We start from the raw sequence: 13,649 nt of genomic DNA on the forward strand, positions 1-13,649 counted from the left end.
ATCCCAGGTTTCCGCAGGGGGGGGTTGGCACAGCCTGGCACTCAGGGAGGATGGCACGATAGTGGCTTGGGGGGTGACAATGATGATGGACAGGCCACTGCTCCCCCTGGCAGCAATTATACCCAGGTCTCTGCAGGGGGGGTTTGCACAGTCTGGCCCTCCGAGATGACGGCACCATTGTAGCATGGGGGGGACAGAATGATTACGGACAGGCCACCGCCCCCTCCCGGCAGCAATTATACGCAGGTCTCCGCAGGGAGGTGGGCACAGTCTGGCCCTCCGAGAAGATGGCACGATAGTGGGATGGGGGACGGAATGATTTTGGAGTGGCCACCGTTCCCTCCCGGCAGCAATTATACACAGGTCTCCGCAGGGGGGGTTGGCACAGTCTGGCCTCCGGGAAGACAGCAGCATTGTGGGATGGGGGGGGTGGAATAATAAGGGGGGGCAGGCCACCGCCCCCCCCGGCAGTAATTATACGCAGGTTTCCGCAGGGGGGGTGGCCACAGCCTGGCCCTCCGTGAAGATGGCACGATGGTGGCATGGGGGGGTTCTGATGATTCTGGGCGGGCCACCGCTCTCCCCCGGTAGTAATTATACCCAGGTTTCCGCAGGGGGTTGCCACAATCTGGCTCCGGGACGATGGCAGCATTGTGGGATGGGGGGGATGGAATGATGAGGGACAGTGCACCGCCCCCACCGGGAGCAATTATACGCAGGTTTCCACAGGTTGTTGGCACAGTCTGGCGATAAAAGCAGTTCCACCCGCATCCGTAACGGTTGCAAATGTTGCACTCACTATTGATTCGTTTACCGTGCCAGAGACAGTATCTGTCGGTACAAGCGTTGAGGCACGGGCCACTTCTTTGATCCCGGCATGGATACACATACCGCCACACTGGACGGGGGAAATCTGACCAGAGACGATGCGGGCTGCACCATTGATGAACAAAACCGGACAGTCTCCGGGTGTCATGTCTACACAACACCCGGCAGATGTCAGGTAACCCTCACCGTCACCGATGATGGCGGCGGCTCGGCAACGAGGAGCGCCATGATTTCGGTAACAGAGGTTCCGACACCGGAACCAACTGCCACGCAGACACCCGAACCCACCGAAACCCCGGCAGTCCCGGAGTTCCCGATAGCCGTTCCTTCCCTGCTCATTGTCGGGTTTGCGGGTGTTGTCCTGCTGGCACGGCGGAGACAATAATTTACTCCTCTTTTTTCCCGAATCGTTTCCCATATCTTTTTTTAAATACAGGAGATACATGCTCCAGCAGGTTTTAACGCATGGCAACAGAAGAACCACGATATTACGATGTCCGCCATCTGGTCGGGACATCCACCCATATAGATATCGAAAACGGGACCATTGAGGCGGCCGGGCAGTCGTTTGGCGATACGGCGTTTGTCCGTGCCCTCGGTGCCACCGGCTGGGGGGGCATGGTCGCGATCGACAACTTCTCGGATGCCGGGGGGGAGAGCGGTCTTAAGCAGGCGGTGGCGGATGCCCTCGCCCTCTCGCGTGCCACCGGAGAACGGGTCGAACTCGCCGATGTGAAGACCGGCATCCTGCCGGTTCCCGCCATAAAAGAGGACCCGCGTGATATATCCCTTGAAGAGAAAACCGAACTTCTGGCCGCGATAGAGTCCGCCGCCCGCCTTTCGGGTATCGTCAATACCCGTGCCCGCTATATCGAGTCCGAGGGGGGGACGGTGCGGTTCATGGACTCCTCCAGCAACGAATATCAATACGAATCGCTCCGGTCGGGCTACTCCATTCTTGCGGTCGCGGGCAAAAACGGCGAGATGCAGCAGGCACGGGAGAGCGAACATGCGATCACCGGCCTGAACCTGCGCCACAAAGAGGAGAAAGGCCGGGAAGCAGCCGAACGTGCCCTGCTGCTCCTGGACGCGGCACCCGCACGGGGGGGTGGCACGATGCATGCCATCCTTGACCAGGAACTTGCCGGAGTCTTTGCCCATGAGGCCATCGGGCATGCCAGCGAGGGGGGGATCTTGTCAAGGAAGGGGGGGTCTCGGTGATCAAGGATATGATCGGCAAAGAAATTGCCAACACCGTGGTGAGCGTCATCGATGACCCCCACCTACCGGAGTTCGGGTTTATGCCGGTGGATGCCGAGGGCAGTGCCGTGAAGCGAACCGAGATCATCCAAAACGGCGTGCTGAAAAACTTCCTGCACAGCCGGGAGACCCTTGCCGCCGTCGGTAACGGTGAGGCCGGGCATGCCCGTGCCGAGGGAGGTGCTTCACCCATCGTCCGGATGTCAAACACCTTTATTGAGAACGGGGGGGATGCCACGATGGACGAACTCCTGGAAGGCTGTAAGAACGGCATTCTTTTGAAAGGTTCCCGCGGCGGTCAGGTGGATCCGGGCCGGGGGGGAGTCTTCCAGTTCAACGCCGAATATGGCTATCTGATCGAAGACGGCGAACAGCAGGGCATGGTGCGGGATGTATCCCTGTCGGGAGATATTCTCTCGACGATGCACAACATCACCCTCTGCGGAACCGACCGGAAGATGACACCGGGATACTGTGGCAAAGGCGGGCAGAGTGTGCCCGTCACCGACGGGGCGCCGCATATTCTCTTACGAAACGCGGTGGTAGGTGGTCGCCATGCATAATGCAGCCGACTACACGGATCTCGTGGAGACCATCCTTGCAAAGGCCGGACATGAGGCAGACGAAGCCGAGGTCTATATCGGGGGGGTCTCGGATTCCGTCTCCCTTGAACTGCGTCGCAGTCAGGTGGGAGAAGCGGAGAAGGCGGTCGGCTGGGCACTGGCCATCCGCACCATCACCGACGGGCGTATCGGCGCCTCGATGACAACAACCCCCGCCCGCTGGGAGGACTGTCTTGCGGCAGCTCTCGCCTCCGGACGTATCGCCGACCCACAGCCATGGGAAGGTCTGCCGGAACCGGTGGAATTCTCCCGTGAGATCGACGTGTATGACCCGTCCCTCACAGTAGACGCCGAAACGGCAACCGGTCTGATCACCTCCCTGTGCACGGCTGCAGAGTGCGGCACGGCGGATATTGCCGGTGGCGGTGTCTCCCTTGGCAGGGGATCTTCCCTGATCGCAAACACAAACGGGGTCTTCTACACTCGTGAGAGCACGTCGGCCTCCGCCTCGCTTGAGGTCATTAACGGAACCTCGACCGGCTATGAGTTTGACCATGTCAGCCACCTCCGGGATATCGACACCCAACGGGTGGCAGAAGAGGCGGTTTTCCAGGCGGACTACTGCTGATGCCGGGGGACATCGACTCCTGTACCGCGGATGTTGTCCTCACCCCCCCGACGGCGCTGTCATCGCTTATTGGCGGCATCCTTCTGCCCGCTCTCTCGGGCCGGACGGTCCATGCCGGGCGGTCATTTTTAGCCGACAAAAAGGGTGTCGCCTGCATGGATCCCTCCCTTGTCGTCTACGACGATCCCTACGTGGGCACCAGGCAACCCGCTGGGACGCCGACGGCGTGGCCACCCGCAGGCTCGACTACATCGGGGAAGGCACGGTGCAGTCCTTTGCCTACGACCTGCGTACCGCATACCGCTACGGGGAGACCTCAACCGGCAGTGCGGTACGCGGCGGCGCCGGTGGTGCTCCCGTGATCGGCGTGCACTGCCTGAAACTCGACGCCCGCCGCGAGGCGGTCCGCGAAGAGAAGGCGGTGCTCGCCCATGGCCTGATTGGCGCCCATACCGCCAATACCATCACCGGTGACTTTTCGGTTGAACTCTCCAACGCCGCCTGGGTGGAGGATGGCGAGTACGGCGCACCCATCCGCTCCGGCATGCTCTCCGGCAACCTCTTTGCGATGCTCGCGGATATCGCCGGTGCCGGTGAAGAACAGCGGGAGATCGGCAGGATGACCCTGCCCGAAGTAAGGTTCAAGAGCCTTCATATCATTGGTAAATAGGAATGATTGAAACCATACTCACACTGGGTATCGCCGTTGCGATCGCAGTGGCCCTCTGGTACTTCCTCAAGAATGTCGGCAAACTGATCATCAACTCCGTGGTGGGTATCATCCTTTTGCTGGCCTTCAAGTTCTTTAATATCATGGGGGGGATGGGGGGGGACATCCCCCGTCTCCCTTGCATCCATCCTCATCTGTGCACTCGGCGGCATTCCGGGATTTGTCATCCTGCTGTTGCTCAATGCACTGGGAATAAACGTATAATATCTGAACCGAGGGGGGGCATGCCCCCCCCGTATTTTTTAAAAAAGAGAACGGGTGTCAGAATACGCTCGCTTCGTTGTAGACGTTCACCCGGTCCTGAAGAATCTCGTAGGGTTTTATTTCGCGGGAGTGATTGCTCCGTCGCATCTTGACCACCTCGATGGACATATGCACTTCGGTGAAGTCCTCCGGCCGGATGTAGCGGAGAACGACCACAGTGTCCGAGAGGTATTCGATCAGCCCGTATTTGCTCGCGTACGAGTCCGTGGTGCTGGTCTCGCTGGTCAAAAGGAAGTTCGCATTCAGGTCACGGAGGAGTTCGATAAAATAAAACATCTCCCGGCGCCGCTCGGACGGGTCGTCGTAGAGACCTTCAAAGAGCGATATGGGGGGGTCGATGACCACTCGGGTGGCACCGATGGTGGTGATCAGCTCCGGCAAGTCCTTTTTGATGGAGTTGATGGAGAGATTAAAGTCGGTGGGATCGAGTTTTATCACAAAGAGCGATTCATCCCGGTACTTGTCAACCCTGAACCGCCGGTCAGCCATGATGTCATAGATACGGTCCTCCCGCTCCTCCAGACTGAAATATATCACCTTCTCACCCTGACGCAGCCCTTCGTAGATGAACTGAAGGGCAAAGGTCGTCTTGCCGGTGCCGTATGTGCCGATTAAAGAGCAGATGCTCTTGCGGACAAGCCCTCCGCCGAACATCTCGTCCAGACCTTTGATACCAAACGGTATGCGTTCCATGTTCTATATCACCATCCTGATATTGCTTACTTCAAACCCGCCGTCGGCGGTAATTCTGACGGCAAACTTTACGAAGTCATGCTCCTCAAGAGAAGGCATAACGATGCGGAACTTCTCGATGAACATCACCCGCTGCCGCCGTCTGCCGCCGGTCTCCTCCCATTCAAAGTTGATCACCGCGTCACAGCAGTCCTTGATCTCTGCCATTCTCCGTGGTTCCAGGATGGAATTCGATATGAGCAGATAATAGGTCGTATTCCAGTGCTTTGAGACCCGTTGCAGCCCCCGCAGAAAACTGATGAACTGGTGCCATTCATTCTCGGTGGTCGCCTGTGTGGCGATTTCGGTGAGGGAATCAAGGACGATCAGACTGCCTTCGGTAATCGTTCCCAGCTGATTGGTGAGTTCCGCGAGCAGGCTCTCCGGTTCCCGGTGCCTGCTCCGGAGGGTCTCTACGATATCAGTCTTGCTGTACCATTCCCTTGGGACGACCGAGGCGTCAAAGTAGATCTTGGAAAGATCGATGAAGCGTACGGCCCCCCGTCAAAGACTCATCATCCGCCCGGAAGGAGAGTTCAATTTCACGGCGAATCGCAGACGCAAGTTTGGTGAAGGTGATGTAGACGATCTCCTCCGGGTGGCGAATCCGGTCCTGATTGTCCTGTTGTCCGTTTTTCTTTCTTTGGGCGTGATGAAGGACCGAGCTATACACAAACTCCATATTTCCACCGCCCGGCTCGCCGGGAAGAAGGATCAGTGACCCGAGAGGAACTCCTCCGCTGAGGACCGGGTCGAAGGAAGGAATCTCTGTTGGCATGTGCTTCATTCGAGAATCCTGCATACTACTGCTCTTTCTTTCTTTACAGATTCATTAATCTTGTTCTGTGATGTTCCCTTTGGGACATTTTTATAGCACAGGGGGGGATCTATTGTTTTGATAAGAAGACCTGTTTTGGTTTTTGCCGTGATTGTAGCGGAGAAATAGGGAGGATATAATATGGCTGAAGAGGGCAGGATACCGGCAGAGGCTGTGGAAGGGACGACAACACCGGTGACATCGGCATCGGATGCATCCCTCGAATTCCGTCCCCCGGAGAGTGTGGATATTCCTGATGTCCGGGACCTGCCGGAGACAGCAGGGAGACCCGCCACGGCAGGGGGTGCGGCAGCATCCGCTGATGTGATCACCGACCCGAAACAAAAAAAGAAGTGGATCGGGCTTCTGGCGGGTCTGCTGCACCGGGTGAGAAGACGGCTCCCCCCCCTATGATCCCGAGACCCACGGGCCGCTTGTGGATGCGCTGGTCCCGGAAGGTTACACTCTGGTGGAGCGCTACTGGATCGTGCCCGGCTGTTCCGAGGTGATGATCGTCGAGAACGGGGGGGTGACCCGGCAGTATGAATATCATCTCAATGAACCCGAGCTGAGTGAATTTGAGTATGAAATTGTCGAACGCCTGCACGCCGACCTGCGTGATGTGCTCATTCTCACCGATGACGAGGTGCGGCAGAACCATGATGCGGTGCTCCGTTCCAAGAGCATCGGTCTGTTGGACGACTACGGCATCACCCTCACCCCCCCGTTGTCCTATTACCGGGTCATGTACTACATCGACCGCAACTTCCTCGGCTGGGCCCGTCTTGACCCGCTGATGAAGGACGCGAAACTGGAGGACATTTCCTGTGACGGCATCGGGGGGGTACCGGTCTTTCTCTACCACCGTATCTACCGGAATGTGCAGACCAATGTCCGGTTTGACGAGGCATCCCTGAACTCGCTTGCCATCCGTCTCTCTCAGCGGTCGGGGAAGCACGTCTCCATATCAAACCCGGTGCTCGACGCCACTCTGCCGGACGGGTCACGCCTGCAGCTCACCTATGGCAGTGAGGTGACGACGCGGGGCACCTCGTTTACCATACGCAAATTCCGTCATGAACCCTTCTCGCCGGTTGAACTGATAATGCGGGGTACCTTCTCGGCAGAAGCGCTCGCCTACTTCTGGCTGGGTATCGAGAATAACAAGAATCTGCTCTTTGTGGGCGGGACCGCGTCCGGGAAGACCTCATCCCTGAATGCCGTCTCTCTCTTTCTTCCCACCCTCTCCAAGGTGGTCTCCATCGAGGATACCCGTGAGATAACCCTCTTTCACGACAACTGGATCGCATCGGTCACCCGCGATGCGATTACCGATACCTCCGCGTCCAAAATTGATATGTTCGACCTGCTGAAGGCGGCGATGCGCCAGCGGCCGGAGTATATCATCGTGGGCGAGGTGCGTGGCAGTGAGGCGCAGACCCTGTTCCAGGCGATGAACACAGGGCATACCACCTTCTCAACGATGCACGCGAATGATGTGGACTCCGCCATCCACCGGCTGGAAAACCAGCCGCTCAATGTGCCCCCCCGGAATATGGTGCAGGCGCTGGACATCGTGAGCATTCAGGCGCTCACCTACATCGGGCGGGAACGGGTCCGCCGGTCAACCGAGATCGTGGAAATCGCGGGTATTGATCCCGGCACGGGCAACCTCCGGGTGAACACGGTCTTTTCCTATGACCGGTGGCGGATCAGTTCAGCTACAGCGGGCGGTCGCTCGTCTATGCGGCCATCATGGAGCAGCGGGGGGGCTGGACGTATGACGCCCTCACCCGTGAGGTGGGCCGGCGTGTGGCGGTGCTGAATGCGATGAAGGACCAGAATATTATCGACTATATTGAGGTATCACGCATTCTCATGGCCTATGGGATTGATGCGGACTCCGTGATGGCCTCGATTGACGATCTGAAACAGGCAATGATATGATCATAGACTGGTATGCACACTGGGCAATCCGGCGGCATCCGGAGAAGTACCGGGCGGTGCGTCTGGACCTCTTCTCCGCACGGGCCGGGCTGACGATTGAGCAGTATCTCACCTACTGTGTGTTGATTTCCCTTTCCTTCGGGGCGGTCCTCGGCATCATCGGCTACCTGATCGCGATGATGCTCTTCTTCCCCCCCGAGATGCATACCAGCCTCTTCAATATCTTTGGCACCACAATTCCTGCGGTCACGATCAGTCAGCCCCCCCCTCTGCCGGAGATCCTGCAGCGCAGCCTTGTTGCCCTGATCTTCTCTGTCACTGCCGCCCTTCTGATATATCAGCTGCTGCTCCGCTATCCGGGATGATGAAGAACAACCGCTCGGTCCGGATTAACCTGACACTCCACAATGCGGTCAGCTATATGTATGCGATGCGCCGGGGGGCCGGGGGGGCGGAAATCCTCCCGATATTCAAATCCCTCTCTGAGAACGCCGACATCTACGGGAGGTGGCCTATGAGTGTCGGCAGGTGATGCGGGACACCGAGTACTTCGGCATGGATGTGGTCAGCGCGATACGCAACCTCTCCCTTTCGACCCCCCCGTCCGAGAAACTCAAGGACTTTCTCGAGGACTTTGTCTCGATCATCGAGTCCGGGGGGAAATGTGGCGAACTTCCTCGGTTCGCGGGTGCGGGTCTATCAGGACGACGCCCAGTTCGAGCAGAAACAGTTTCTGTCCACCCTCCAGCTGGTGGCGGAGTCCTATGTGACCCTCTTTGTGGCAGGTCCACTCTTTTTGATCATTATCATGGTGGTGCTGGGTCTGATGGGGGGGCAGACCTCCACGGTCCAGCTGAGTGCCATTATCTATGGGCTGATTCCCATCGGTTCCCTGATCTTCATCATCTTTGTGGACCTGATCTCCCTGCAAACCGATAATGTGCGGCGGACGACCCGGCAGGTGGTGCTGCACGAGTACCGGGATGTGCGGGTAGTAGTACAGGAGAGCGATAAAATGCACTTGTCCCATCTCCGCCGCAAAGACCAGTGGAAGCATGTCCGGGAATTCGTCCGCCACCCTTTCGCCTGGTTTATGACCGATGTGAGGCGGACGTTTTATGTCAGCGTTCCTTTGATGCTCTGCTATCTCGCCTCCATCTACCTGATGGTGCCGCAGTATCGGGACTTTGAGCTCTACCTGAATGTGGTCGACGATCACCTGATCATCGCCCTCCTGATCGTGCTGGTGCCCTATGCGCTGCTCTTTGAACTCTGGAGACGGAAGGTTCGTGGTATTGAAGAGAGCATCCCGGAATTCCTTTCCCGTCTCTCCGGCATCAACCGGGTCGGGCTGACCCCGGCACGGGCGATCGCGGTCCTTGAGAAGACCAATCTGGGCCTCATCTCCTATGAGATTCACCGGATCAAACGGGATCTGGACTGGGGCGGTCTCTTTACGGATGCCCTCATCCGGTTTGAACACCGGGTGCAGACGGCGGCCATCGCCCGGAACGTGACGCTGATCACCAAGGCGAGTGAGATGACCGGGGATATCGCCGAGATCCTTTCGATTTCCGCAAACGATGCGAGGATGTCCGAGACCCTGAAACGCGAACGTCTCGCTGACATGATCATCTACATCATCGTCATCTACCTCGCCTTTGCCGTCTTTGTCTTTGTGGTGATCGTGTTAGACTGGAATTTCCTTTCCACCCTGCGGGATATCGGGGGCCGGCGGGGGGTATGGAGAATATCCCCCCCTCCTCGATGCTGGCGATCACCGAGGCGGGCACGCTCGCGATCATATCCCGTCTGCTCTTTCATGCCTGTATCATCAATGCCATCTTCTCCGGTCTGATCGCAGGTCAGATGGGCGAGGGCTCGATACCGGCGGGAGTGAAGCATACCGTGATAATGCTTGTCATCTCACTTATTATATTCAACTTGGCATTCTAAAGGCGGGACGATGAAACGGCTGACACGGACGGATGAAGACGGTATGATGGGAATTGAGGCGGCGATCATACTGATTACCGCCATTGTGACGGCATCGGTGCTTGCAGGGGGGGTTCTGCTGCATATGGGATATTTCTCGGCGGAGAAGACCCGTTCGGTGGCTTATGAAGGGGTCGGCCAGGTGGGGGGGACGACGGTCGTAACGCTGGGCAGCATTCACGGCGTGGAACGCGGGGGAGAGTCTGGGTGCCTTACGGGTGACCTTTGTCATCCCGGCGGGCAGTGATATGGTTGATTTCTCTGCGGTGCAGGTGACCGTGGCGGTGCCGGACAAAATTCTTGCCATTCCCGCCGCCGACCCGCTGGTGGCGGCGTCGCCTGCGGCCGGCAGCTGGGGGGGCATCATCCGCCAGGTGCCTGCGGGGGGGGAGATCTGCTTCTGGAGGACAACGAACGGTTCACCATCGAAGTCTCTCTCCCGGCAGGAGAGGAGATCCCGGTGAAAAGTGAATATGTGCTCTCCGTAATTCTGGCGGATGGAAGCACCTGGCGGTTTGCCGGGGGGGTGGTCCCTTCCAAGACCGATCCGGTGATGATCCTTTCCTGAACGCGGGGGGAAACGAAGGGGGGGGTGATCAGGCTTATATTCGCTGATGCCGTAAGATCATCTGGTGATACCAGATGTGTTCAACAGGTGGTCCCATTGACGTCGAACTCGACGAGGGACTCAAAGGAAAAAAATATCGCTGTAATGACTGCGGGACGGTGTTTGAGGCGGTCGGCCGCCACCCGGTCTGTCCGTCCTGTCAGTCCGAGAATGTGACCGAGGTATGAAGGTCCCGCTCTCCTCCGGCTACCTGCTCATCCGGGGGGGAGATACCTCTTTTTTTCTGGTCGCCCGGTCAAAGGAGACCTTCGCCCTGCCCATCGAGACGTCGGATGCCGAGGTCTTTCAGGGGGGGTGCACCGGGGGGGAGACCTGATCGTCGTCTCGGCACCGGAGGGGGGGGAGACCCCGAACAGGCACGGCTGCTCTGTGAACTGGTGCGCAGCTACCGTCAGCCGCTGGTGGTGCTGCCGAAGGGCATCCGGGCACATCGCGTCTGCGGATGGTGCTCTCGGTCGCCCCCCCCGTATCATGCCGCGGACGGATATCGTGCGGGGCACGCACCCCCCCGATCAGGATGTGATCTGTTCGTCCGGGGAACTCTCCCGTCTGGAGATGGCGGCGGAGGGGGAATCTGTCTCCCTCTCCGGGTTTGACCCGGAGACGATGACGCTTTGGGTATTTCCGTTGGGACCTCTGCCGACGGGGTCTGCATCCATGGACGAGTATCTCTTCTCTCCCGGCAGATGACTGACCTGTTCGTTTAGACAACAGAAGTGACGGACGGGGGGTGGGGGGTCGGTATGCCAACCCGAATCTACCAGACCGGGACGGGTCTCCCTTCCGGTATGTCCCGGACATTGGTCTGAAGATTTTCTAAAATCCCGCTTTTTTAAAACAGACAGATACCATCCGACTGATTCTCTGATAAGAGGCATACGGCCCTGTTCTGAGCCGAAAATAACAACCATTAATACATTTCCTTTTCATGAGTTAATGTATTGCCGTGAGAGGAGGGATGGATGAAGACCGAGGTCTTACAAAGCATCAAAAAGACAGAAGAAGAAAGCAGATCCTTGATTCAGGCTGCGCGTGAGCAGAAAGCCAAAATGTTGGCTGATGCGCGCACGGAAGCCGAAAATCTGATTGCGAAAGAGACTGAAGGTGCTGAAGAGTACAAAGCCAAGCGGATTTCTGACGCGCACGCCGGGGCTGTGAAAAAGAGTGCTGTTATCATCGCAGATGGTGAAAAACAGGCAGCAGCGGTGCGGGCAGATTCGAAAAAGAACCTTGAAGAAGCGGTTGACCAGCTCGTGAACCATTTCAAGGTGAAGCTCAATGTTTGAAGCGCAAAGGATGAGCAAGCTGCTTATTGCAGCGTCGAAAGACCAGCTTGAGGCCGTAGTACGTGAGTTGTACCGCCACAACGTCTTCCATATCGAAGATTTTGTGGAATCGAATGCACAGGGACTGGAGGGATGTAAGATTGGCATGCCTCTGTCTGGAGCGAGTGAATCATCATCCGAGCTCGTTCGTATCCGGTCGATTGAGAACACCTATGGTGTCTCTTCCAAGGACATGGATGCAGGCGAACAGAAGGTGCTGACATCCGAGGTCCGGCAGCGTATCGAGCGCGAGCTGTCGACCATTGAAGAGGAAGCAGCCGCATTCTCCGAGGAGAGAATCTCGCTTGAGAGCACCATTCGTGATTACGAGACACGGATTGCAGAACTGAAACCCTTTACCGTATTTCCGGCAAACCTTGCCGACCTGAAGGGATTTGAGAATTTTGCAGTCTTTGCAGGGCTTGTTCCTGCACATGTCAGTCTCAGCGTTCCGAATGAGACGTTCATCACCGCATTTGATAAGAGCAATCTTCTGATTGCCGTTGTCCTCCGTGAAAACGCTGAAGAGACCGAGAAGGAACTCTTCGATGCAGGGTTCCAGCCCGTTCCGATTCCGGACGAGGATGGCACTGCAGGGGGAACGGACGGTATGGTATACTCATGAGATTACCCGTCTGGAGGGGGGACCTCGAGGCGGTTTCCGGGCGAATTATTGCCCAGAAAGAGAAAAACGCAACGTTTCTGGTGGCATGCGATGAACTTCTCACGGCAGAAGTGGAGCGTGCGGAAGCACCGCTTCGGTTCGCCACCACAGAAGAGACGTTTGTAGCAGAAGGCTGGGTTCCTGCCGATACGGTAGCGGCACTCACGTCAGATCTGCAGTCGGCAACCGACGGTAAAATCTTCATCTCCGAGGCCGAGTTCGACCCCGTTGAAGAAGCTGTTCCGGTCGAGTACCACAACCCAGATTTCTCGAAGCCGACCGAGATGCTGATGGACATCTATTCCCGTCCGCAGTATGGTGAATTTGATCCGACCATTTTCGTTTCTATCGTCTTCCCGATATTCTTCGGTTTCATCCTTGGTGATGTCGGATACGGTATTATTCTCCTCGCACTCGGATACTATCTCAGGAAATTCCTGAAGGACGATGCAGGACAAAAACTTCTCGATGTGTTCAGAAACGCAAGTATTTCGAGTATTATCTTTGGTCTGATATACAGTGAGTTCCTTGGGTTTGCCCTTCCGTGGGACCCGATTGGAATTAATCGTCACTTGAATATCGGCAGCCATGCAAGCGGCCATGGGCCCGATGCAGTGCTGATGCTCGTTCTTACCGCCTGGATCGGTATTCTTCACATCACACTCGGCAGAATGCTTCATATGTACAACGCATCAAAGATGATGAAGCCGGGCAAACACCGGAGCAAAGTTATCTTCGGCCAGCTCGGCTGGATTCTTGTGATGTGGGGTATACTTCTGATGCTGTGGTCTCTCTTCGAGATGCCGCTGATGCCGGTGCTCGCCGGATACCCTGCAGTCTTTGCAGGTATCAATGGATTTGGAATAGCAGGCGCTGTTCTTCTTCTGGTGGGTGTTGTCGGAATCGGGCAGGATTCCGTGCTTGAACTCATGGAACTTCCGACCGTTATCAGTCACGTGCTGTCCTACACACGTCTTGCCGCAGTGGGTCTGTCATCCGTTGCGATTGCAATGGTCACAAACTACATCGCAATCGAACTGATCATTGAGCCACAGCTCGCAAGTCTGAGCATTTTCGGAATTGTTATCATCTTAGTCGGAATTGTGATCTTTTTGATCGGCCACGTCCTCAATACCGCACTGGGTATTATGGGCGGCGGTTTACACTCAATTCGTTTACACTACGTCGAATTCTTCACCAAGTTCTACACTGGTGGAGGCAAAAAATACAACCCATTTGGAAAATTACGCAAATTTACGGAGGATTAA

19 protein-coding genes and 3 pseudogenes are annotated in these 13,649 nt (G+C 56.8%); 18 read left to right on the top strand and 4 right to left on the bottom strand.

What is annotated here, in order from left to right:
- Nucleotides 1–379 precede the first annotated feature (379 nt).
- From JCM10550_RS23435 to JCM10550_RS23440, 5 genes and pseudogenes are all read left to right on the top strand, one after another.
- Complete coding sequence (locus JCM10550_RS23435; RefSeq protein ID WP_062399916.1) at nucleotides 380–676, top strand: hypothetical protein; 297 nt, start codon at nucleotides 380–382, stop codon at nucleotides 674–676.
- 201 nt (nucleotides 677–877) lie between these two features.
- A complete protein-coding gene (locus JCM10550_RS13625) occupies nucleotides 878–1,213 on the top strand; it encodes a PKD domain-containing protein (protein ID WP_062399918.1) in 336 nt (111 codons plus the stop codon).
- A gap of 80 nt (nucleotides 1,214–1,293) precedes the next feature.
- Nucleotides 1,294–2,651, top strand: a pseudogene (locus tag JCM10550_RS13630) (TldD/PmbA family protein).
- Nucleotides 2,644–3,279, top strand: coding sequence for a hypothetical protein (locus JCM10550_RS13635; protein ID WP_157200293.1), 636 nt, complete (start codon nucleotides 2,644–2,646; stop codon nucleotides 3,277–3,279). Before JCM10550_RS13630 ends, JCM10550_RS13635 begins: the two are co-directional and overlap by 8 nt.
- Nucleotides 3,279–3,949 (top strand): annotated as a pseudogene (locus JCM10550_RS23440) (metallopeptidase TldD-related protein). Before JCM10550_RS13635 ends, JCM10550_RS23440 begins: the two are co-directional and overlap by 1 nt.
- Here JCM10550_RS23440 and JCM10550_RS19125 read toward each other — a convergent pair.
- The 4 genes from JCM10550_RS19125 to JCM10550_RS23450 all read right to left on the bottom strand — a co-directional run bounded on the left by JCM10550_RS19125 (nucleotide 3,931) and on the right by JCM10550_RS23450 (nucleotide 5,807).
- A complete protein-coding gene (locus tag JCM10550_RS19125; protein WP_062399924.1) occupies nucleotides 3,931–4,161 on the bottom strand; it encodes a hypothetical protein in 231 nt (76 codons plus the stop codon). The pseudogene JCM10550_RS23440 and the gene JCM10550_RS19125 overlap by 19 nt on opposite strands.
- A 109-nt stretch (nucleotides 4,162–4,270) precedes the next feature.
- Complete coding sequence (locus tag JCM10550_RS13650; protein WP_083475531.1) at nucleotides 4,271–4,966, bottom strand: KaiC domain-containing protein; 696 nt, start codon at nucleotides 4,964–4,966, stop codon at nucleotides 4,271–4,273.
- Nucleotides 4,967–4,969: 3 nt separating this feature from the next.
- Nucleotides 4,970–5,359, bottom strand: a complete 390-nt coding sequence (locus tag JCM10550_RS23445; protein WP_245619256.1) for a hypothetical protein — start codon at nucleotides 5,357–5,359, stop codon at nucleotides 4,970–4,972.
- Between the two features lie 106 nt (nucleotides 5,360–5,465).
- Nucleotides 5,466–5,807, bottom strand: coding sequence for a hypothetical protein (locus tag JCM10550_RS23450; protein WP_245619233.1), 342 nt, complete (start codon nucleotides 5,805–5,807; stop codon nucleotides 5,466–5,468).
- Between the two features lie 156 nt (nucleotides 5,808–5,963).
- On the opposite strand from JCM10550_RS23450, the gene JCM10550_RS13660 reads away from it, so the two are divergent.
- The 13 genes and pseudogenes from JCM10550_RS13660 to JCM10550_RS13695 all read left to right on the top strand — a co-directional run bounded on the left by JCM10550_RS13660 (nucleotide 5,964) and on the right by JCM10550_RS13695 (nucleotide 13,649).
- On the top strand, nucleotides 5,964–6,236 hold the full coding sequence (locus JCM10550_RS13660; RefSeq protein WP_062399926.1) for a hypothetical protein: 273 nt from the start codon (nucleotides 5,964–5,966) through the stop codon (nucleotides 6,234–6,236).
- Nucleotides 6,232–7,769, top strand: a pseudogene (locus tag JCM10550_RS13665) (type II/IV secretion system ATPase subunit); the annotation flags it as partial. The gene JCM10550_RS13660 and the pseudogene JCM10550_RS13665, both read left to right, overlap by 5 nt.
- On the top strand, nucleotides 7,766–8,134 hold the full coding sequence (locus JCM10550_RS23455; RefSeq protein WP_245619235.1) for a hypothetical protein: 369 nt from the start codon (nucleotides 7,766–7,768) through the stop codon (nucleotides 8,132–8,134). The pseudogene JCM10550_RS13665 and the gene JCM10550_RS23455, both read left to right, overlap by 4 nt.
- On the top strand, nucleotides 8,131–8,301 hold the full coding sequence (locus tag JCM10550_RS23460) for a hypothetical protein (RefSeq protein WP_245619237.1): 171 nt from the start codon (nucleotides 8,131–8,133) through the stop codon (nucleotides 8,299–8,301). Before JCM10550_RS23455 ends, JCM10550_RS23460 begins: the two co-directional genes overlap by 4 nt.
- A 132-nt stretch (nucleotides 8,302–8,433) precedes the next feature.
- On the top strand, nucleotides 8,434–9,627 hold the full coding sequence (locus tag JCM10550_RS23465) for a type II secretion system F family protein (RefSeq protein ID WP_245619239.1): 1,194 nt from the start codon (nucleotides 8,434–8,436) through the stop codon (nucleotides 9,625–9,627).
- A gap of 108 nt (nucleotides 9,628–9,735) precedes the next feature.
- A complete protein-coding gene (locus JCM10550_RS13675; RefSeq protein ID WP_062399930.1) occupies nucleotides 9,736–10,011 on the top strand; it encodes a hypothetical protein in 276 nt (91 codons plus the stop codon).
- A gap of 1 nt (nucleotide 10,012) precedes the next feature.
- Complete coding sequence (locus JCM10550_RS13680) at nucleotides 10,013–10,228, top strand: hypothetical protein (protein ID WP_062399932.1); 216 nt, start codon at nucleotides 10,013–10,015, stop codon at nucleotides 10,226–10,228.
- A 178-nt stretch (nucleotides 10,229–10,406) separates the two neighbouring features.
- Complete coding sequence (locus tag JCM10550_RS19875) at nucleotides 10,407–10,559, top strand: hypothetical protein (RefSeq protein WP_172673920.1); 153 nt, start codon at nucleotides 10,407–10,409, stop codon at nucleotides 10,557–10,559.
- Nucleotides 10,556–10,708, top strand: coding sequence for a hypothetical protein (locus JCM10550_RS19130; RefSeq protein ID WP_157200295.1), 153 nt, complete (start codon nucleotides 10,556–10,558; stop codon nucleotides 10,706–10,708). The genes JCM10550_RS19875 and JCM10550_RS19130 overlap by 4 nt, the downstream gene beginning before the upstream one ends.
- On the top strand, nucleotides 10,687–11,082 hold the full coding sequence (locus tag JCM10550_RS13685; RefSeq protein ID WP_062399934.1) for a hypothetical protein: 396 nt from the start codon (nucleotides 10,687–10,689) through the stop codon (nucleotides 11,080–11,082). Before JCM10550_RS19130 ends, JCM10550_RS13685 begins: the two co-directional genes overlap by 22 nt.
- Nucleotides 11,083–11,354: 272 nt before the next feature.
- The gene (locus tag JCM10550_RS13690) at nucleotides 11,355–11,678 is read left to right on the top strand and encodes a hypothetical protein (protein WP_062399936.1); all 324 of its coding nucleotides are present in this window, start codon (nucleotides 11,355–11,357) and stop codon (nucleotides 11,676–11,678) included.
- Nucleotides 11,671–12,342, top strand: a complete 672-nt coding sequence (locus tag JCM10550_RS23470) for a hypothetical protein (protein WP_245619241.1) — start codon at nucleotides 11,671–11,673, stop codon at nucleotides 12,340–12,342. Before JCM10550_RS13690 ends, JCM10550_RS23470 begins: the two co-directional genes overlap by 8 nt.
- Nucleotides 12,339–13,649 carry a V-type ATP synthase subunit I gene (locus JCM10550_RS13695; RefSeq protein ID WP_245619243.1) on the top strand — a complete coding sequence of 437 codons (1,311 nt, stop codon included), beginning with the start codon at nucleotides 12,339–12,341 and terminating at the stop codon, nucleotides 13,647–13,649. Before JCM10550_RS23470 ends, JCM10550_RS13695 begins: the two co-directional genes overlap by 4 nt.

The organism is Methanogenium cariaci JCM 10550 (assembly GCF_001315945.1).
Taxonomy (GTDB): Archaea; Halobacteriota; Methanomicrobia; order Methanomicrobiales; family Methanomicrobiaceae; genus Methanogenium; species Methanogenium cariaci.